This is a genomic window from Streptococcus sp. SCPM-O-B-15277 (M60) (genome assembly GCF_058200335.1).
Genome location: NZ_JBYQGR010000002.1, coordinates 56,690 through 77,224, shown reverse-complemented (window position 1 = coordinate 77,224; position 20,535 = coordinate 56,690). Strand labels below are relative to the sequence as shown.

Below are 20,535 nucleotides of genomic sequence, written 5' to 3'. Positions count from 1 at the left end.
ATACTCGTATAGAAAAATGTCTATAGAAAGAGATTTATGTTACCATATCCATTTTCTTATTTTAATAGTATTTGGGGATTCCGTAAGCCCCTATCTCATCGTTTCGGCCTAAATTGGTTTCAACTGATTTTTACCAGTATTTTCTTGATTAGCTTGTCGATGGTGCCAATTGCTATTCAGAACAGTTCTCAGGAAACCTATCCTTTGGAAACCTTTATTGATGATGTCTACGCACCTTTGACGGATAGTGTGGTTCAAGATTTGGCTACCAATGCCCAGATTGTCAATGGTAAACTAAGTTATACGGGGACAACTCCCCATCAAGCTTCTGTACAAATCGGCGCTACTGCTCCTTCAAGTTTCCCTGAAGAATTACTTCTTAGCTTTGAACCCGAGCAACTCGTCATCAGTAAGCAAGGAAAAGAGTTAACCAGTATCCGCTATCACGCTATTACAACTGAGAGCTTCCAAAACAAGGAAAGCTTGACTCAGGCTATTTCCAAAGACTGGTATCAACAGAATCGTGTCTATATTAGCCTCTTTCTGGTCTTAGGCGCCAGCTTCCTCTTTGGACTTAATTTTTTCATTGTCGCTTTAGGCGCTAGCCTTTTGCTCTACTTTACGAAAAAATCACGTCTCTTCTCATTTAAGACCTACAAAGAGTGTTATCATTTTATTTTGAACTGTTTAGGTTTACCAACTTTCATTACCTTGATTCTAGGTCTCTTGGGTCAAAATATGGCGACTTTGATTACTGTTCAAAACATTTTATTTGTTCTATACCTGGTCACTATCTTTTACAAGACTCATTATCGTGATCCAGACTACCAAAAGTAGGAGATTATTATGCCTGTTACGATTAAAGACGTGGCCAAGGCTGCAGGGGTTTCTCCCTCAACCGTAACCCGTGTTATTCAAAACAAATCTACGATTAGTGACGAGACTAAAAAACGAGTTCGAAAGGCAATGAAAGAACTCAATTATCATCCTAATCTTAATGCTCGAAGTCTCGTTAGCAGTTATACACAAGTTATTGGCTTGGTTCTTCCAGATGATTCAGACGTTTTCTACCAAAACCCTTTCTTCCCTTCTGTTTTTAGGGGGATTGCACAGGTTGCCTCAGAGAATCACTATGCCATTCAGATTGCGACCGGTAAGGACGAAAAAGAGCGTTTAAACGCTATTTCACAAATGGTCTACGGAAAACGTGTGGACGGGCTTATTTTCTTGTATGCTCAAGAAAATGACCCCTTGGTACAACTAGTTGTCGATGAGCAATTTCCCTTCCTCATTCTTGGAAAATCACTTTCCCCTTTTATTCCGCTTGTTGACAATGATAATATTCAAGCTGGATTTGATGCGACCGAATATTTCATCAAAAAAGGATGTAGTCGAATTGCTTTCATTGGTGGTACCAAGAAACTCTTTGTTACTCAAGACCGTCTGACAGGTTACGAGCAAGCTCTTCAAGAACATCATCTAGCTCTTGATAGCCACCGTACCTTCTTTGCCGACGAGTTCCTAGAAGAAAAGGGCTATAACTTTAGTAAACAACTTTTTAAACATGACCCTCAGACCGATGCAATTATCACAACAGATAGTCTCTTAGCTGAAGGTGTCTGTAACTACCTCAACGAACATCAGCTTGATGTTCCAGTCCTCAGCTTTGACTCAGTAAATCCAAGATTGAATCTAGCTGCCTATGTTGATATCAATAGCCTTGCTCTTGGCCGAACTTCATTTGAAACCATTCTTCAAATCATCAATGATGTCAAAGAAAATCGTCAAATCTGCTATAGACAAGTGATTGCGCACAAAATCGTTGAAAAATAAAAAACCAACTCTCTATTTTGAGTTGGTTTTTTTGTATACTATTTACCTGAACAACTAGTTTTCAACTTCGACAAATCGTCCTAGAATATGGACATTCTCTGAGACAGATACAAAGGCTGTCGGATCAACTTGTTTCATGATTAGTTTAAAATCATTAAACTCTGCACGAGTGATAACCGTTATCAAAACTGCCTTACGCTCGTGGTTATAAGTCCCTTCAGCATCATGAATCATAGTCGCACCACGGTGCAATTTGTTATGGATTTTCTCAATGACTGCATCTGGATTACTAGTGACAATCATGGCCTGCATGCGTTTTTGTTTGGTGAAAACTGCATCTGTTACACGACTTGAGACAAAGATAGTAATCATAGAATAGAGAGCATATTTCCAACCAAAGGTCAATCCTGCAATCAGCATAATTGTACCGTTCACTAAGAAGGAGATACTACCGACGTTTCGACCTGTTTTCTTACGAATGGTCAGGCTGACAATATCTGTTCCACCGCTGGAGATATTATGGCGTAGAGCAAAGCCAATTCCCAATCCCATAACGACACCCCCAAACAGGGCATTGATGATAGGATCTTCTGTCAAGACCACCACTGGCACAAACTGGATAAAGAGCGAGCTCATGGATACCGTGATAAAAGTAAAAATCGTAAACTTATGGCCAATCTGTCGCCAAGCTAAAATCATGAGCGGAACATTGATACAATAGAAAGCGACAGAGATTGGGATGTGGAAATGAAACCAGTAGTTACTAAGGCTTGAGATAATCTGTGCTAAACCTGTTGCACCACTTGAATAAACGTGTCCTGGTTGGAAAAAGAAATTGACAGCTACAGCTGATAAAAAACCATATACCAGAGAAGCTGAGATTTTTTCATCGTATTTTTCTTTAGAAATTCCTTGTAAGACACGTAAGATTTTTACGCGATGAGCAAAGCGACGCAAATAATAGTGCCACTTCTTAGTTTGTTTCGTTTGTTTCATCTTGTTCTACTTGTAGATTGAGTTCTTCTAGTTGTTTAAGAGCTACTGTTGATGGCGCCTGCGTCATCGGATCAGTCGCTTTGTTGTTCTTCGGAAAGGCAATGACTTCACGAATATTTTCTTCTCCTGCTAAGAGCATTACAAAACGGTCAAGTCCGATAGCCAAGCCCCCGTGTGGTGGGAATCCATAGTCCATCGCTTCCAAAAGGAAACCAAATTGGTCATTGGCTTCTTCAGCCGAGAAGCCAAGAGCCTTGAACATACGTTCTTGAAGGTCTTTTTGATTGATACGAAGGCTACCACCACCAAGTTCATAACCGTTCAAGACGATGTCATAGGCAATAGCACGAACCTTAGCCAAATTCCCTTCGAGTTCATGAGCAGTCTCTGCCTGAGGAAGCGTAAATGGATGGTGGGCGCTCATATAACGTCCTTCTTCTTCAGACCATTCAAACATTGGCCAGTCAACAACCCAGAGGAAGTTAAATTTATCGTTATCAATCAAGCCAAGTTCTTTGGCAATACGTCCACGAAGGGCACCAAGTGTTGCATTAGCTACCTCAAGCGTATCAGCCACAAAGAGAACCAAGTCTTTATCTTCAAGACCAAGTGCACTTGCCAAATCGCCTTGAATGGCAGTCAAGAACTTAGCAACTGGTCCGTTCAATTCTCCATCAACAACCTTAACCCAAGCAAGACCCTTAGCGCCATACTGCTTGGCTACTTCTGTCATCTTGTCGATGTCTTTACGTGAGTAGTTATCTGCAGCTCCTTTGACGACGATGGCTTTAACAGCAGGAGCTTCTGAAAAGACTTTGAAGTCTACTCCCTTGACAACTTCTGTCAAGTCCTGAAGCAACATCTCAAAACGAGTATCAGGCTTGTCAGAGCCATAAAGAGCCATCGCGTCATCGTACTTCATACGAGGGAATGGCAGTGTTACTTCGATTCCTTTGGTTTCCTTCATCACGCGCGCAATCAATCCTTCTGTGATATCTTGGATTTCTTGCTCAGTCAGGAATGAAGTTTCCAAGTCGACCTGGGTAAATTCAGGCTGGCGGTCACCACGCAAGTCTTCATCACGGAAACATTTGACGATTTGGTAGTAACGGTCAAATCCCGCATTCATCAGCAACTGTTTTGTAATCTGCGGACTTTGAGGAAGTGCGTAAAAATGCCCTTTATTGACACGAGAAGGCACCAAATAGTCACGCGCTCCTTCTGGTGTTGATTTAGAAAGGAATGGCGTTTCCACATCGATAAATTCCAACTCATCCAAGTAGTTGCGGATAGAATGTGTTACTTTGGCACGAAGTTTAAGGTTTTCCAACATCTCTGGACGACGAAGATCAAGGTAACGGTAACGTAGACGCGTATCATCGTTTGCTTCAATGCCATCCTTGATTTCAAATGGTGTTGTCTTAGCTGTATTGAGTACAGCAAGAGCTGTTACATTCAGTTCAACCGCTCCAGTCGCCAACTTGTCATTTGCTTGCTCACGTGCAGCAACTTGACCAGTCACCTCGATGACATATTCACTACGAAGGCTCTCAGCTGTTGCCATCACCTCTGCTGATACTTTTTCAGGGTTGATAACCAACTGCATAATCCCTTCACGGTCACGAAGGTCGATAAAGATCAAGCCACCCAGGTCACGACGACGGGCAACCCAACCCTTCAAGGTAATTTCTTGTCCGATGTGTTCCTCACGAACACGACCAGCATACATACTGCGTTTCATTTCTTCTCTCCTCTTGTATTCTGTTACTATTTTACCATAAAAGCGCAGGCTCTTCATGAAAATCATCAGAAAAGTTGAGAGTTTCCTGCGATAAATGAAAAAATCCAGCAAAGTCTTTCGCTGGATTTGGTATTTCTTTATTTTTTTCGCTTTTCAGCAATCTCCCCTGCCTTTTTAGGGAGAACAATCTCCGTTGCATAGGCTGTCGCAAATCGCATAATACCTGCAATTGGTGCAAAGATAACTGCTAGATGATTATAAAAGAAATCCCCTTTAAAAGCATAGGCAAGCGCTCCAATAATAAGGAAGAGAACAACTGCCTGAATCACTGCTAATAATATCACTCGTTTCATGACTTCCTCCTGAGTCTATTATAGCATGATAATCATTAAAAATCCGATTAAATTATTCAAGGCATGTAGAGCTATACTATAGGCCAGACCACCCTTGCTGATGTAAGCCAGTCCCAAACTAAAGCCGAGTGAAGCATAGACCAGGAACTGTTGAGGAGTCCCAGGGAAATGAACAAGTGCAAAAATGATGGTGCTTACAAGAAGAAAGAGAACTGTCTGCTTGACGTTATCTTGTTGAGGAAAGACATAGCGAGCTAACATTCCTCTAAAGGTCAATTCTTCTGTAAGAGGCGCAAAGACCACTATCATAAAGAAAGAGAAAAGAGGTTGATTATGAGTCATTTGTTCTAACATCTGTTGATTGACTGATGGATCATTTGGTAAGAAATTTTGTGCTGCTATGACAAGAACCAATACCAAGGCAGGCAACCAGATGTATTTGTTAAGGGCTGTTTTTTCAATCGTAACGGTTCCTGTCTTATACCACTTGTAAGTAACGAAGGTGAAAATTCCTGCCAATAAGACATAAATTGGGACAGCAACATATTCAGGCGCACCCATTTTCATAGCCACTAAACCTACGCCCTGAATAAAACTATAGACCATAATAAATGATAAGAAAGTAAGGCTATACCAACCAATATTTTTAAGTGTTTTCATAAGATTCTCCTATTTGAAATAACGTTTTGTTTTACGCAACTGTGCAACATTCGTGTACATATGGATGACAACTGCTACGAGTAGAGCAACTAACTGTACTTGACCTAATACTACAGATAGAACTACTAAGACAACCTAGATCCCAGGAATGAGGAGTTGATTAACCTTGAACAAGATCAAGTAAGCTTCTTCCATTTCAGCCTGTTTTTCTCCCTCATCATAAGTGTCAAGGTAGTCTAAAACTTCCTTAGGAGTCGCCATAATAGAAAGTTTGTAGTTACGAATCTTGCTGGTGATTTTGAGGCAGTAAACACCCGACCAGATACCTAAAACTATCAAAAGTAAGAATGTTGCTGATGGTCCTAAACCTCCCAAATCTAAAAGTAGGCAGGATAGCATACTAATTTGGCAAACATTCCAAGCTACTGTACCATAATCTAAGAAACGATACATGGCAAGATAGTCTTGTTCGTTTTCTTCGTCCTCCTCTTCTCTTTGATAACTCTGATAGGCCTGATGGCTTTTTCTAGTGAAATAAAAAGTTAGAATCACCGTAAGCATCCCTAAACCAAGAAAGAATGATTTCAATGCAACGACTACTTGAGCTTGAGTGATGCCTAAAGGATTAAGATCAAGGAAACCAGCAAATATTCCTAATAAAGCACTTGCAAGAAAAATCTTCAGTGCAAAAATGATATGTTTCTTTTCCATATTTCAACCTCTTTCTAAAACAAGCCAGACAACCATTGACCAAAGGCTTTACCTGATTCAAAAATAGCTGTCAGGCCATCTGCTCCAAGCGTTACCAAAAGCAAACAAACAACAAGTACGAGAACAGCTTGGTTTCTTGCTTTCTTCGCTCCATATCCCAAGGGTTCATTGCCAAGCCAACCTGCTAGATAAGCATAGGCTGTAACTGTTATAATCCCAATCTCCGTCGAAGAGAGAAACAAGAAGACTGTCACCAAACGAACAATGTCGGCTTGAATGTTAAAATAATTTCCTAAACCTGCACAAACACCGGCAAGTTCTTTGTTCTCAGTATCGACTTGAAAACCCGCTAAAAACTCTTTCATAACTTTTCTCCTTTTACGATTTCTTTAAACTTTATCTTTCTCTCTACCCATCTAAAGACTAATAGTAAAACTATGTTAATCCAGAAGAGATATTTACTTTCGACGATAGAAAACCAACCAAATAGGCTTCCAATCATAGCCAAAAGATTTACGATAAACACAACTATAGATAGATAATAAATCACTTTATACTTGTTCATCACTCATCCTCCTCTAAGCGAAAGACTGACTCGACTGGCTCATTGAATATCTGAGCAATCTTCAGGGCAATGACGATGGATGGGGTATACTCATCTCGCTCAAGCAAGCTGATGGTTTGCCTGGACACGCCAGCTAGTTTGGCCAGCTCTGTTTGATTCAGGCCATCGCGAGCCCGAAGCTCTTTTAGACGATTTTTTAGCATGTCTTTTTTCTCCTTTGTTCTTATCTTGATTTCATTGTAACACATCTTTTTATTTTTGACAAGCATATTTGTCAAAAAGTTTAAGATTTTTGTCATTTTGTAAAAGAAAACGGTCAGGAATGGTATCCTGACCGTATTTTTTTATAGTTGATAAAAAATTGCTTACTCAGCTGATGGAGCGTTTTGATTTTCTTTCAGCTGGTTTTTATCATCCTTCTTGTAATCTCTTCTGACGATATAAAGCGTTGTTAGACTGATGAGAGTCAATACAGCACCTGTAAACCTTCCTTTTTGGGAGAAGACAAATTCTACTTTGTGTTGTCCGGAAGTAATCGGGAAGGAAATAAAGCTGTTCCATGCTTTTGTCACAGGGACATCCTTGCCATCTACTTTCACCTTCCAACCCTCACTATAAGGGATAGAGGTCATCATGTATTTACTGTCATCAGTAATATTCACTGAACCGACGATATGAGTATTCGAGAATTTCTCAACTTGTAGACCTTGTTCCTTCCGTTTTTCTAAAGCACTTTGAATTTGACTGATTTCTGCACGATAAACACCTGCATTTGAAAGGTCAACCTTATCTGTTTTAAAGCGGAACTCAAGCACAGATTCTTGATTCTCCGCCTTGTCTGCAATTTGCCAGAGTTGACGTTGCGTATTTCTCTTAGAATGAGTAAACCACTTGCCGTTCAGAAGGACGGAATAATCTTTCTCTGTATTTAGACCTGCAGGTACGAAGAAGTAATAAGTCAAGTCTGTTCGCGGAGTAATTCGGTAGCGAACCACTGCATCCTTAGAAGAGTCCACCCGCTTGTAAATTGCGGTTCCTTTTTCTTTGTCGACATTTTCCTCAGTAAGATTTTCTGTTTCGACATCTCCATAGGCTAGGGGCTTGAAATAATCGAGATAATTTTCTTCGTCTTTTTTCGCACCTTCCATAGAGTTGAGAATGATATTTTGATTTTGAATAGCGTTGTTTTTACCGAAGTTGATATTTCTTACCAAATCATTTGTTCCATAAGCTAATGGGAAAGAATTTGGGTTTTCGTACACAATATAACGCTCATCTTCATATACCTTACGCGTGAAATAACGTTGCATATCAAAACGACTTGCAAAACGAGTGAAATACATTCTCTCAGGATGAGCTTCTTTCTCTGTAGGATCCAGATCCTTGACATCCATATAGTAGCGAACACCGTATAGGGCATCGGTTAACAGGGTCCCATTTTCATACTCTGTCGCCGCATTAATCCCTTGATCACCCATGTAGGCGAATTGATCCATGGTCGTACGCTCTAAGCTAGAACTAAAGGTACTTAAACCTGGGTAGGAAACAAGCGATGGCACTGTTTTTGAATAGGCAAAGGTGGAGGCGATTCGATAGAATGGTTGGTCTGCTTGTTTCTGAACATCATCTGTCACTTGTTTTACAGATACCGTTGCATCTACAAACTTATCTACATCCGCATACCCAAAGGTTGCTTGAGATAGATAAGCGTTGCAACCCAACTCAAAGATTGTTAGGGTAGATAAGGCAAGAATGGCTAATCTTGTCATTCTTGAGCGCAGTAAGAAGATAACCGCCAAGTAAACCAACAAGGTTAATACAACCTGAGATAAGAGATAACCTGTTTGGAGAAGAATGCCTAAAAGAAGGACGACAGCCCCAGCTATCAATAGCACCATTTTTTTCACTTTAGGATCTTTACGAGAACGACTCCAATAGAGATAAGAGCAAGCTGCAGTGATAGCTAATAGTAAAATCCAAAATACAATAACATTCTTTGTTAGAAATTGAGTCAATGCTTCTGGCTGTGTTTTTGGAAGATAGGTGAATTTCTTTGTATAGAGATAAATTGCTGATAAAACTAGTAACACAGCTGAAAGCAACTTCCCTCTGCGAGAAATTTCTACTTGTCCCTTAACTACCTGATAGGCTAAAACGAGCATAAAGAAAGAGAAAAGCCATGAGAAACGGAAGAAGAATCCAGCTGGATTTTGCCCCATATGCCAGATTTTACTTACAAATTCATTGACAAAGGAAATGAAGAAGACAAGGGTGACCGCACCTGCAGCCCAACGTTTTTCCTTGGCTACCTGTTTCGATGTGAAGTAAAGGATAAAACCTAAAAATCCTAAAGCACCGATGTAGATATTTGGAAGATTCGGCCCAGCTGACCAGCCTGAAGCAGTATCAAAGCCACCGATAGCCAACTTCGATAAGATATCTACGGGATTGATCTGAAAGGCGAAGGAGAACTTCATGGCATCTCCAACCTGCCCCTTACTCTCAAGGAGATTATAAAAGACCGGCACAATCAATACCGAAGCCGTAGCGACTCCAATGACAGAAAAGGCAAATGTTTTTACCAGAGGACTCAAGAAGTATTTCAGCTTCTGTTTCAGAGTTCCCTGAATAGAGAGGCGTGGTGAACTATAATAGCAAGAGTATAGGACGATAAAAATCGAAATCATATAGCCCATATAGAACTGTAGAAAGACTGTTAGCCCTAGAATAAAAGCGTAACGATAGGGTCTTCCACCATCCAAGAGCTCTTCCAGATAAACGATGACGAGCGGTAACATAATCATCGCGTCATAGAAAATAACGTTCATCTGATAGGAAACGAGCATCCCCGAAAGAGCATAGGCTGTTGAAAATAAGGGTACTAACCACAAACGTGACTCTGCTCCCTTATAACGCTTGATAAGGAAGTGAGAGAAAGAAAGGCCGATGGCTCCATATCTGAGCCAAATAGTCAGAAATACTGCTAAACCATAGTGTTTGAAAGGGATAAGAATATAAAAAATATTAAAAGGGCTCATCAAGTAATAGCCTAAAACCCCTATCATGTCTCCACCGAGCGATTTGGTAAAGGAATAAGTCAGGCTACTCAAATCACCTGTAAGTACCGCATTTTTAAGCAAGCCAAAAAAGCTGATATACTGCTGACCAAAGTCAACTGCCATCAGACTTTTGTTCCCAAAGGGATAGCTACCCATAAAGAACCAAACAACCAACATGATGGTCATCGGTAGTAAGGCACTCATCGTATAAAGCAAGGCTTTAGGGTGTTTTCCCTTCAACTCTTGCAATTGCATTAACCACTTATTCATGATTGATTTCTCCTATGTCATCTTAACCAATCTTGTCTTTTTCAGCTTGGTCAATATTACTTTTCGCAATAATAAAGTGAGGACGTTGCTTCACCTCGTAGTAAATCTTCCCGATATACTCTCCAAGCACACCGATGAAAATCAGTTGCACACTGCTAAACAAGATAATCGCCGCTATTGTCGTGAAATAACCACTCGTATAGTCGGAAGAGAAGATAAATTTACAAAATTCATAAACAATATAGAGAAGAGACAGAGCCATACTGACAAATCCAAATTGAATACAAATTCTAAGAGGGCGATCATTAAATGAGATAATCCCCTGGAAAGCATAGTTCATAGACTTCTTAAAGCCGAATTTGCTTTTTCCTGCTTTACGAACTTCGTTTTTATAAGGGATAACCTTCTCTTTAAAACCGATCCACTCATAAAGCCCTTTGTTAAATCGGTTGTACTCAGGCAGCGAAACAAACACATCCACAGCTCTCTTGCTGAGGAGTCGTAATTCAGATTTCCCGTCTGTCAATTTGACGTCCATAGAGTGGTTTGAGAATTTATAAAAACTACGAGCAAAGAAGCTTCCTACAAATGACTCCCCTTCTCGAGTTCTCTGACCGCTGACAATGTCATATCCTTCTTTATAAGCTTCTACAAAGAGAGGGATAAGGTAGGGCGGATGTTGCAAATCACCATCCATCACCATAACTGCATCACCAGTCGCATACTTAAAACCAGCAAGAATTCCACTCTCGCGTCCAAAGTTTCTACTAAAGCTGATATACTTGACCCGTGGGTTTTCATTGGCAATAGCATCGATTAATTCTAGTGTGCTATCGCTACTGCCGTCATCCACATAGAGAATTTCGTAGTCAGATAGTTCTTCCGATAAAATCATACTCTCTAACTGCTCAGAGATGGCTTTATGTGTTTGAGCGAGAACTAATTCTTCATTTAAAAGAGTGATAAGAATTGATAGTTTCATCTAAATACTCCATAATATCTACTTTTTTAAAAAAGGGAGAGAGCCATGCTCTCCCCTATCTAAAGAAACTCAACTATTACTTATTAGAATATTTACGTTTCAATACAACTGTGCCTGATAAGATGACGATTCCTGCAAATACCAAGCCAGTTCCTACGGCTTCTCCAGTTTTAGGAAGTTTTGGTTTTTCCTCTGTAGTCGTCGTTCCTGGAACATCTGGTTTTGAGGTTGTAGTTGTCGTTGTCGAAGTTGTGGTTGAAGCGGTCGTTGGCCCTTCTGTTGTTGTAGTCGAAGTAGTCGTTGGTGCTTCTGTCGTTGTAGTTGAAGTAGTCGTTGGCGCTTCGGTTGTTGTTGTAGTCGAAGTAGTCGTTGGTGCTTCTGTCGTTGTAGTTGAAGTAGTCGTTGGCCCTTCTGTTGTTGTAGTGGTCGAAGTGGTCGTTGACTCTTCGGTTGTTGTGGTGGTCGAAGTGGTCGTTGACTCTTCGGTTGTTGTGGTGGTCGAAGTGGTCGTTGACTCTTCGGTTGTTGTGGTGGTCGAAGTGGTCGTTGGCGCTTCTGTCGTCGTTGTTGTAGTCGTCGTTGGCGCTTCGGTTGTTGTGGTGGTGGTTGTAGTTGTGGTGGTTGTCTTATCTCCACTACCCTCACCTGAAGCTGTTTCTAAACGCGTCAATGCACTGACTGAACGAGATTTTTGGAAGTTGCTTGCTGACCATTCCAAAACATTGGCAACTTTAGTACCTTCTGGAAGTGGTGAAGTCAATTCTGTTGTGTACTCAATGTACATTGCCCAGTTCCAGTTATCACCAAAGTTAATGGTGAATCCTGTGATTTTACCATCTGCATTTCGAGTAAATTCAGCTTTTTTGCTAAAGTTATCGATTGGTTCTAGTTTAAGAAGTGCTGCTTCATTTGGAATTTTCTCTGGTTGCGTTGCATAACGAACTGCACGGAAAGAGCTTTCCACCAAGACTTGTCCACTATCGCTAAAGTCATCTTTAATGACCATGTTGTTCAATTTGTCCTGAACAGCATTCAAAACAATACGCCACTTGATTCGGTTAGGATTTTCTGAATCTTGGTAACCATATTTCATTTCATAGTCACCAGCTTCACCGTCTGTTTTATTGTAATTAAGTGTATAGTTTTCTGTACCGAATTGGAATGTATATTTACCTGTTTCTGGTAAGTTCGTTACGTTTGGACGAACAGAATATTTTAAAGACATTACCTTATCTTTGTAATTCTTAGAGAAATAATCTGTAAAAGTAATCGTTACTTTTTGAGTACTTGGATCTGTCACTGCATTTCCAATCACTTCACCACTACTATGTGTAATTGGGAACTCTAGTTTCGTAATCAAACCCAACTCTTTAGGAAGGTCAAGCACCAGTATATCGCCTTCGTTAATTTGTTGAGTGTCAGGGAAAGAAATGGTATTGGTCGCTTCCAAAACTTTACCTGTACTGATTTGAGTTTCATCTGTCAGTGGTTGACCATCAACAGTGATTGTTGTTTTATTTGTATAGTCTGTAACATTAGCCGCAAATACTGTCGTCAGTACTGTCAAAGATAACACAATTACACCTAAAAAGGCAAACATACGTATCGCGTTCTTTTTAAAATGATTCATGGTTAACTCCTTTTTATTAATCAAATATATCATAGCATTTTTTGAATTCGTTTACAAGTGATTTTATAATATTCCACTTGTCCTTCCAAAAACGTTCAGTTTTTCTCATCCTTTTATACAAAAAGAGACCTCAATAGTCGTCTTTTTAATATAAAGTAAAAAAACCAGGAATAAATTCCTGGTTCATTATATAACTATTAAAAGCCTAGTTTTTTAAAGATTTCTGAGTAATTTTGACTGATAGCATCAAGCGAAACTTCTACTTCTTCTCGAGTTTGATTGTTCTTAACTTTCACTTGTCCGCTTTCAACTTCGCTCTCTCCGAGAGTGATAAGAGTTTTAGCCGCAAAGACATCGGCTGACTTAAATTGAGCTTTTAGCTTGCGGTTGAGGTAATCACGTTCTGCTTTGAAACCTTGCTGACGAAGAGCTTGTACCAATTCCAAGGCCTTGAGATTAGCTCCCTCCCCTAGAACCGCAATATAGACATCTAGAGCGTTTTCGATAGGGAGAGCTACACCTTGCTTTTCAAGGATGAGAAGCAGGCGCTCGACACCAAGTCCAAAACCAAATCCAGCAGTTTCAGGACCACCGAAGTAGGCAACTAAGCCATCGTAGCGACCACCTGCACAGACTGTCAAATCATTGCCCTCGATTTCTGTGATAAACTCAAAAATCGTATGGTTGTAATAGTCCAGACCACGTACCATATTGGTATCGATGATGTAGTCTACTCCAAGGCTTTCCAACATCTGACGAACAGCATCAAAGTGAGCTTGGCTTTCTTCATCTAGGTAATCCAAGATAGATGGTGCATTCTCCACTACCACCTTGTCTTCTTTTTCCTTCGAGTCCAAAACACGAAGAGGATTTTCCTCCAAACGACGCTGACTATCCTTAGACAAACTATCTTTGAGTGGTGTTAAGTAATCAATCAAGGCTTGACGATAGGCCGTACGGCTTTCAGGATTTCCAAGAGTGTTGAGGTGTAGTTTGACACCTTGAATCCCGATTGCTTTCAAAAAGTGGGCTGCCATCGCAATTGTTTCTACATCGGTAGCAGGATTACTAGAGCCAAAGCACTCCACACCAATCTGGTGGAATTGGCGCAATCGACCTGCTTGTGGACGCTCATAGCGGAACATTGGGCCCATGTAGTAGAACTTGCTTGGTTTTTGAACTTCTGGTGCGAAGAGTTTATTTTCCACATAAGAACGGACAACTGGCGCAGTCCCTTCTGGACGTAGAGTGATATGACGGTCGCCCTTGTCGTAAAAATCGTACATTTCCTTTGTTACGATATCAGTTGTGTCCCCAACGGAACGACTGATGACTTCGTAATGCTCAAAAATAGGGGTACGTACTTCTGCATAGTTGTAGCGTTTGAAAATTTCACGCGCAAAGCCTTCAACGTACTGCCATTTGGCAGACTCTGCAGGTAAAATGTCCTGCGTTCCTTTTGGTTTTTGTAATTTCATAGAGAATCCTCTTTCTAACTTAATAGTCCTATTTTACCATAAATGAAGGGATTGGGACAGTATGAAGAAAGCATGGATTTAAAGATTATTTTTGAGATTGAGACTTGTCAGAAGAATAGCTAACAAAGAAAGACCTACAAAAAGCATCCAAGTCAACTGCATATTCCATACTGCCACCAGTGAAAAACAGGCCGTCCCCACTGGTATAGATAGAGTAAACAACAAACCTAAAAAATTACTGGTACGAGAGAGAACCTCTGGAGCAAGATTTTTCATAAGCAGAGCACTAATCTTTGGAGAGATTTTACCAGAGACGTACATGGTAAAAAAGACGAAAAACATCCCGAGCAAGACTTGGTTTAACAAATTAGATAGACCAACTAGACTGGCTCCTAATGTAACCCACATCATCAATCTAGGCAGAGATTGCTTCCCAAAATAATCATTGCCCGTAAGACTACTGATGATAACCGCTAATAAGGTAATCAATTGTAAGATAAACAAGGCATCCTTGTAGGAAAAATCCAGTAAGGAATGATTTAAAAGGAAGATGTTATAGATACCACCTAAAGCACCTCCCAAAGCATTGATAAGTAAGATAGCAAAGAGCATAAATCCAAAGTTTTTCTGTCCACTTTGAAGAAAAACGAGACGTAGGTTTCGGTAAATCGTTAAAAACTGATCTTTGATAGAAAGCTTCTCATTTTTCATTGATTTACTATCAGCAAATGGAGTTGATAAGCTTAATTCAGCCCTTCCTAAAAAGAGAATGAGAGCTGACACTAGGAAAAATATGGCATTGATTCCAGCTACGAGCGAAAAGTTCTGTGTCGACACCCCTAATAGCCAAACTCCGAAAGCCTGCCCGCCAATCGCAGAGATGTAGGTAATAAACTGCGAAAAGGAATAGGCCTCCATCAAATCTGACTCTGCTACTTTTTCTTTAACGAGAGGCATTCGCAATCCACCAGCAAAATCACTGGCTACATCACTAATGACATTGATGAGGCAAAGGGTCGAAAAGGCAAAGAAACTAGCTTGCTGAACAACTAGGGCTGCTAGAAAAAATAAAACCGCCTGAAATAAACCGACATAGGTCATCCATTTGACCTTGTCCTTGGTATAATCTGCCCGAATTCCAACAAAAACTGTAAAAAGAGTTGGAAGCATCATCACAACATTAGCCACGGCAACGGCAACAGAAGCCTCTGGTAAAGTCGAGGCATAGACCACAAATACTAAATTAAAAATTGAAGCTCCAAAAGCATTGAAAAATCGTGATAAACTCAAGATTCGATAAGCTTGATTTCTTAGTAATAGTTTCATATAGATTCCTTTCTCACATACTACTTTTATGGTAGTTCTAGTATAGCATCAAGAATCCTTTGGGAAAAATTTTTTGAATATATGCAACAAACTAAACTCATAACGAAAACGATAGAACTTGCTAATACTAATAAGTATCTTCACAGTCCTATCGTTTCAATTTAATTTATCCAGTTGCAAATATTTAACACTCTATGGCGCTTCTATAATAATCTGCAGATTTGCTACAACCAATCATCTCAAAAATACGGACAGCATCCTCCATTTTTCTCTGCCCATCCTCCACTCTTCCTTGCTTACTATCAAGCAAACCTTCTGCCCATAGGTAGACTATTCGAAAATAGGTTTCATTTTCTTCAAAGAAGTTCTTTTCAATTTGTTTTTTGAAATAGAGGGCGTTGGTAAAATCATCAGCTTCAATACAGGTCATAAAGCCATTGAGGAGCAAGGTGTGCATCATGTTTCGATTTTTCCCAACTCCTTGCAAAAAATCTGACTTCCGCAACATTTCCCGAGTATACTTTGTCAAAAGCTGGACTGATAAAAGAGGAGAGCAGGAAGAAAAGAACGAAAGTTCATAGAGTCCCCAAATTTCAACAGAAAATAGATAATCATGTAGAACTCTTTCTTCCTCAGAGGTCAATGTAATCGTCTCATCAATAGCTTTCATATAGGATTTTATCAAAATAGCATTGAGAATATGTTCTTGTTTATCCTTTGAAAAAGGGATTTGTTGGTATTCTCTCTGATAGAGGGTATGCAAAGATGTTAAATCTTTTGGGTTTACGGCTTTAAACAATTGATTTCTGAATTCAGAATTAGCATCCTGGTGAAAACCTCTCGCTAAAAATAAGAGTTCTTCTACGTTAGCATGAATATTCTCTAAAGCAACAAATAACTTTTGAGCAGATATTTCACTCTTCCCATTTTCAAAACGTGATAATAGGGATGCTGAAAAATCATCCCCCGTTGCTTTTCTCAAGGAAATTTTTCTTGATTCCCGCAACTCTTTAAAAACTTTACCTAAATTTTTCATACTCTTGCCACTCGTCTTTTATTTTTTCCTATTTTATCATAATTCCTAGTAAATACTAGTCCCTAGCCAGCATTTACAATCTTCCACAGGCATGATACAATGAATAACATCAGATATACGAAGGAGAACTTATGAAAAAGAATATTTTGACAACCCTTGTAGCCGCCCTGGTCTACTTTCTCTGTATCGGAGTGGGAGTTTTACTAGGAAGCCTTGTCGACCACACTGGAAATATGTTTTACGCCCCTGCTTTTGCTGCCCTAGTGGGTGGTAGCGTCTATATGATCCTTTTAGCAAAAGTACCTCGTTTCGGAGCAATTACAACGATTGGGCTTGTGATTTCTCTCTTTTTCCTCGGGAGCAAGCATGGTGCTGGAGCCTTTCTCCCAGGAATTATCTGTGGTCTTGGAGCAGACGGCATCGCTCACCTAGGTCACTACAAAGACAAGGTCAAGAACCTTCTTTCCTTCCTAGTTTTTGCTTTTGGTACTACTGGTCCCATCCTACTCATGTGGTTGACCCCTCAAGCCTATCTCGCAACTCTAGTCGCTCGTGGAAAATCTCAGGACTATATCGATCGCATCATGGTTGCACCGAATCCTGCTAATATCCTCCTCTTTATCACAAGTGTTCTCATCGGCGCTTTTCTTGGTGCCCTTATTGGACAAGCACTTAGTAAGAAGGTTGTGCAGAAAAGTTAAATAAAAAAAGAGCCTCGGGCTCTTTTTTATTTATGACTTAATTTCTTGATCAAGAAGTCCCCCAAGAATTGGATAGAAAAGATAATTAGGATAATGATGAGTGTCGCAAGGACTGTCACATCATGATTGAAACGGTTAAATCCATAGGCGATGGCTACGTTACCAATACCACCGGCACCTACTGCTCCCGCCATAGCTGTCTCACCAACGAGGGAAATCAAGGTTACAGTCGTCACGCGGATCAAGTCTGGTAGCCCTTCTGATAGGTAAACCCCTACAATATCCCAGAATGTAGCACCACTGGCTTGAGCCGCCTCAATCACACCATTATCAAGCTCTGATAAAACCACTTGAACCTGACGTGCAAAGAAGGCAAAGACTGCAAAAGATAGCGGTACGATAGCCGCATTTGGACCAATGCTTGTCCCGACAATTAGATGAGAGAAGGGCGACAAGACCGCCAAGAGAATGATAAATGGTACCGCACGGAAGATTGAAGTAATCTTATCCAAAACCCAAAAGACAAATTTATCTTCTAAGACACCCCCAGGAGCCGTCAAGACAAGGAACAGTCCTGCAACAAGTCCTAAGAACCCTCCAATGATAAAGGAAAGAACTGTCATATAAAGCGTTAAGTAAATAGCTGTTCCCCAGCCTGCTTGGCCTAACCAGCCCATCTTATAGACGTTTGGTAAATATGTTTGAATTAACTCTGCCATCTTACTGTCCTCCCTTCAATACTTTTAGTTGCACACCAGCCTGACGAATAGCGTCTTGAGCATTCGCCAGCGCTTCTTTTTCTCCAGATAAAACAACTACCAGCTCACCCACCGGAGTACCATCCAAAATTTCAATGTTTCCATAAAGAATATTGGCTGTTACTTGGTAGTGCTTGTACAATTCATTCAAAAGCGGTTCATCTGTAGATGCCCCTGCATACTTGAGTTGTACCAGAATGCTATTGTCAGATAAGTGTTCCACGATTTCTTGCTTCTCAATCTTAACCATAGCTTCATCGATACCTGTCGCAGTTGAGATAAAATCCTGAGTCAATGGTTGCTTAGGATTTGAGAAGATCTCAAGAACGCTACCTTCTTCAATCAAGCGGCCATCCTGCATCACTGCCACACGGTTGGCGATATCTTTGACAATTTGCATCTCATGTGTGATCAAGACAATGGTCAAACCTAGTTTACGGTTTAATTCTTGCAAGAGTGACAAGATTTGTTTGGTTGTCTTCGGATCAAGAGCTGAAGTTGACTCGTCTGAAATCAAAATCTTCGGATCATTGGCCAAGGCACGCGCAATAGCTACACGTTGTTTTTGACCACCAGAAAGTTGTGAAGGGTAGTTTTCGGCACGGTCAGCCAATCCGACTAAGTCTAATAATTCAGCCACTTTAGCCTTCTTATCTTTCTCACTAAGTCCAGAATGTTTGAGGGCAAAGGCTACATTTTCCTCGGCCGTTTTTTGGCTCATAAGGTTAAAGTGTTGGAAAATCATCCCAATATCTTGACGTTTGCGACGTAATTGTCCAGCAGTTAAGGTTTCTTTCCCATCAAAAATCACATCATCATCAACAGTAATTCTACCTGCAGATGGTTTTTGCAAAAGGTTGATCACACGAACCAAGGTTGACTTCCCTGCTCCAGAATATCCAACGATTCCGTAGATATCCCCTTCTTGGATGTGAATGGTCACATCTTTAACCGCTGTGATGGTTCTTTTCTTTTGATGAAAAGTCACATCGATTTGATCTAACTTGATAATATCTCTACTCATAGCTTTTAATCAGCTCCTCTACTAATTCAATATGGGTGTAATAGTCTGCGATTCGTACGTTTTCATCTCCACCGTGGTCTCGGCTGTTGGCATTTCCTAGACCAAAAGCAACCATAGGTACTTCCAAGGCATCGAATACGGTATGCATAGGACCTGTTCCAGCTGTTGTCGGCAAAACAGATACGCCCTGTGGATAGAATTTCTTGGCCAGTTCAATGACATTGAGAATAGCTGGCGCACTCATGTCACTTCGATAGCTCATCTCACCCAAAGTATAGTACAATTCTACCTTATCAAAGCCGTTTTTGTCTAGTTGTTTTCGGATTTTCTCCAAAACATCATAAGGTTCGAGACCAGGAACCAAGCGAACTTCTAGCTTGGCACTAGCTTCTGCTGGCAAGATTGTTTTGACTCCCTGCCCTTGATATCCTGATTGGATTCCTTCGATATTGAGAGCTGGTTCAAAGAAAAAACGTTTTAGAAAGGCAGTACGTTCCTCTTGTAACAGTGGTAATTCCAAGCCATAAATCTGGCTGATTTCCTCTGGATTACGTTGAGCATAGGTTTCAACCAAGGCCAACTCGCGTTCGTTCGGCTCCTGCACATCATCGTACAAACCTTCTACCAAGATACGGCCATCTGCAGCCCGAAGACTAGTCAAAGCTTGTATAAGATACCATGGAGCCGACTCGATGACTCCACCATAGCTAGAATGGATATCGACGTCTGCACTCTTGACCTTGGCATCAAAGGTTACAATTCCCTTATTTCCACCTGAGATTTCTAACTGCTCTAAGGCATTTTTGGTCCCTTGTTCCCAGACTAATAGATCTGCACCTCGGAGTTTGTCCGCATGTTTTTCTAGATATTTATCCAAATCCATAGAGGCCGATTCCTCTGCCCCTTCCATGATGAAGCTGATATTGACAGGGAGATCATCGTGGTGCTGCATATACTTTCTAAGAGCACTCAAACGAGCAGTGATATGACCTTTGTCATCATCCACCCCACGCCCATACATAATACCATCACGCACAGAAAGCGTGAAAGGATCCTCTGTCCAGACTTGGTCACCATCTGCCGGTACTGTATCGTAGTGGTTGTAGAAAATGATGGTTTTAGCATCTGGTCTCGAACTTTTGAAATGTGCCATGACAAAAGGCGCCGTATAACTTTCATCAATCTCAACTTCTGCGCCAACACGTTTAAAAATTTCACCTAGATAACGAGCCACCTCTTTCAGCCCGACTTGTTGGGCAAAGACTGATTTTTTAGAAATCAAGGTACGCAAAACTTCAAAGTAATGTTGCGCTACATGATCCTTTTCAAATTTTTCAATTTGTTCTTCTTGGCTAGGAAAAACCATTTTTTCTCTACCTTTCTACTAGGACTTGTACCTTTGGAATCAATAC

The 20,535-nt window shown here is 40.6% G+C and carries 20 protein-coding genes; 3 read left to right on the top strand and 17 right to left on the bottom strand.

What is annotated here, in order from left to right; genetic code table 11:
• The first annotated feature begins 36 nt into the window (after positions 1-36).
• Positions 37-837, top strand: a complete 801-nt coding sequence (locus AC3E9F_RS03825; protein WP_214262597.1) for a DUF1189 domain-containing protein — start codon at positions 37-39, stop codon at positions 835-837.
• Between the two features lie 9 nt (positions 838-846).
• Complete coding sequence (locus tag AC3E9F_RS03820) at positions 847-1,833, top strand: LacI family DNA-binding transcriptional regulator (protein ID WP_214262596.1); 987 nt, start codon at positions 847-849, stop codon at positions 1,831-1,833.
• 54 nt (positions 1,834-1,887) lie between these two features.
• Here AC3E9F_RS03820 and AC3E9F_RS03815 read toward each other — a convergent pair whose 3' ends face one another.
• The 14 genes from AC3E9F_RS03815 to AC3E9F_RS03750 form a co-directional block, all read right to left on the bottom strand.
• A complete protein-coding gene (locus tag AC3E9F_RS03815) occupies positions 1,888-2,829 on the bottom strand; it encodes a YitT family protein (RefSeq protein ID WP_263394266.1) in 942 nt (313 codons plus the stop codon).
• The gene (gene aspS / locus AC3E9F_RS03810) at positions 2,807-4,570 is read right to left on the bottom strand and encodes an aspartate--tRNA ligase (protein ID WP_263394265.1); all 1,764 of its coding nucleotides are present in this window, start codon (positions 4,568-4,570) and stop codon (positions 2,807-2,809) included. Before aspS ends, AC3E9F_RS03815 begins: the two co-directional genes overlap by 23 nt.
• Before the next feature lie 137 nt (positions 4,571-4,707).
• Positions 4,708-4,923, bottom strand: coding sequence for a hypothetical protein (locus tag AC3E9F_RS03805; RefSeq protein ID WP_263394264.1), 216 nt, complete (start codon positions 4,921-4,923; stop codon positions 4,708-4,710).
• An 18-nt stretch (positions 4,924-4,941) separates the two neighbouring features.
• The gene (locus AC3E9F_RS03800; protein ID WP_263394263.1) at positions 4,942-5,583 is read right to left on the bottom strand and encodes a CPBP family intramembrane glutamic endopeptidase; all 642 of its coding nucleotides are present in this window, start codon (positions 5,581-5,583) and stop codon (positions 4,942-4,944) included.
• 135 nt (positions 5,584-5,718) lie between these two features.
• Positions 5,719-6,294, bottom strand: coding sequence for a DUF3169 family protein (locus AC3E9F_RS03795; protein WP_490672820.1), 576 nt, complete (start codon positions 6,292-6,294; stop codon positions 5,719-5,721).
• A gap of 14 nt (positions 6,295-6,308) precedes the next feature.
• Positions 6,309-6,659, bottom strand: coding sequence for a PspC domain-containing protein (locus tag AC3E9F_RS03790; protein ID WP_263394261.1), 351 nt, complete (start codon positions 6,657-6,659; stop codon positions 6,309-6,311).
• Positions 6,656-6,859: a hypothetical protein gene (locus AC3E9F_RS03785; RefSeq protein WP_263394260.1), complete on the bottom strand. Its 204-nt coding sequence runs from the start codon at positions 6,857-6,859 to the stop codon at positions 6,656-6,658. Before AC3E9F_RS03785 ends, AC3E9F_RS03790 begins: the two co-directional genes overlap by 4 nt.
• Positions 6,859-7,062, bottom strand: a complete 204-nt coding sequence (locus AC3E9F_RS03780; RefSeq protein ID WP_000916945.1) for a helix-turn-helix transcriptional regulator — start codon at positions 7,060-7,062, stop codon at positions 6,859-6,861. Before AC3E9F_RS03780 ends, AC3E9F_RS03785 begins: the two co-directional genes overlap by 1 nt.
• A gap of 162 nt (positions 7,063-7,224) precedes the next feature.
• Entirely contained in the window at positions 7,225-10,188 is a 2,964-nt protein-coding gene (gene pgfM1, locus AC3E9F_RS03775) for a glycosyltransferase PgfM1 (RefSeq protein ID WP_263394259.1), read from the bottom strand.
• 22 nt (positions 10,189-10,210) lie between these two features.
• Positions 10,211-11,170, bottom strand: coding sequence for a glycosyltransferase PgfS (pgfS, locus tag AC3E9F_RS03770; RefSeq protein WP_263394258.1), 960 nt, complete (start codon positions 11,168-11,170; stop codon positions 10,211-10,213).
• A 76-nt stretch (positions 11,171-11,246) separates the two neighbouring features.
• Positions 11,247-12,800, bottom strand: a complete 1,554-nt coding sequence (locus AC3E9F_RS03765) for an LPXTG cell wall anchor domain-containing protein (RefSeq protein WP_263394257.1) — start codon at positions 12,798-12,800, stop codon at positions 11,247-11,249.
• A 197-nt stretch (positions 12,801-12,997) separates the two neighbouring features.
• Complete coding sequence (hisS, locus tag AC3E9F_RS03760; RefSeq protein ID WP_263394256.1) at positions 12,998-14,278, bottom strand: histidine--tRNA ligase; 1,281 nt, start codon at positions 14,276-14,278, stop codon at positions 12,998-13,000.
• A gap of 78 nt (positions 14,279-14,356) precedes the next feature.
• Positions 14,357-15,604: an MFS transporter gene (locus AC3E9F_RS03755; protein WP_263394255.1), complete on the bottom strand. Its 1,248-nt coding sequence runs from the start codon at positions 15,602-15,604 to the stop codon at positions 14,357-14,359.
• A gap of 184 nt (positions 15,605-15,788) precedes the next feature.
• Positions 15,789-16,640, bottom strand: coding sequence for an Rgg/GadR/MutR family transcriptional regulator (locus AC3E9F_RS03750; protein ID WP_263394254.1), 852 nt, complete (start codon positions 16,638-16,640; stop codon positions 15,789-15,791).
• 131 nt (positions 16,641-16,771) lie between these two features.
• Here AC3E9F_RS03750 and AC3E9F_RS03745 point away from each other — a divergent pair, with 131 nt between their 5' ends.
• The gene (locus tag AC3E9F_RS03745) at positions 16,772-17,341 is read left to right on the top strand and encodes an MptD family putative ECF transporter S component (RefSeq protein WP_263394253.1); all 570 of its coding nucleotides are present in this window, start codon (positions 16,772-16,774) and stop codon (positions 17,339-17,341) included.
• Between the two features lie 26 nt (positions 17,342-17,367).
• On the opposite strand, the gene AC3E9F_RS03740 is transcribed toward AC3E9F_RS03745, so the two are convergent.
• From AC3E9F_RS03740 to AC3E9F_RS03730, 3 genes are read right to left on the bottom strand one after another with little or no spacing between them, the layout of a single operon-like run.
• Positions 17,368-18,060, bottom strand: a complete 693-nt coding sequence (locus AC3E9F_RS03740; RefSeq protein WP_263394252.1) for a methionine ABC transporter permease — start codon at positions 18,058-18,060, stop codon at positions 17,368-17,370.
• A gap of 1 nt (position 18,061) precedes the next feature.
• The gene (locus AC3E9F_RS03735; RefSeq protein ID WP_263394251.1) at positions 18,062-19,123 is read right to left on the bottom strand and encodes a methionine ABC transporter ATP-binding protein; all 1,062 of its coding nucleotides are present in this window, start codon (positions 19,121-19,123) and stop codon (positions 18,062-18,064) included.
• Positions 19,116-20,489, bottom strand: coding sequence for a M20 family metallopeptidase (locus tag AC3E9F_RS03730; protein ID WP_263394250.1), 1,374 nt, complete (start codon positions 20,487-20,489; stop codon positions 19,116-19,118). The genes AC3E9F_RS03735 and AC3E9F_RS03730 overlap by 8 nt, the downstream gene beginning before the upstream one ends.
• Between the last annotated feature and the right edge of the window lie 46 nt (positions 20,490-20,535).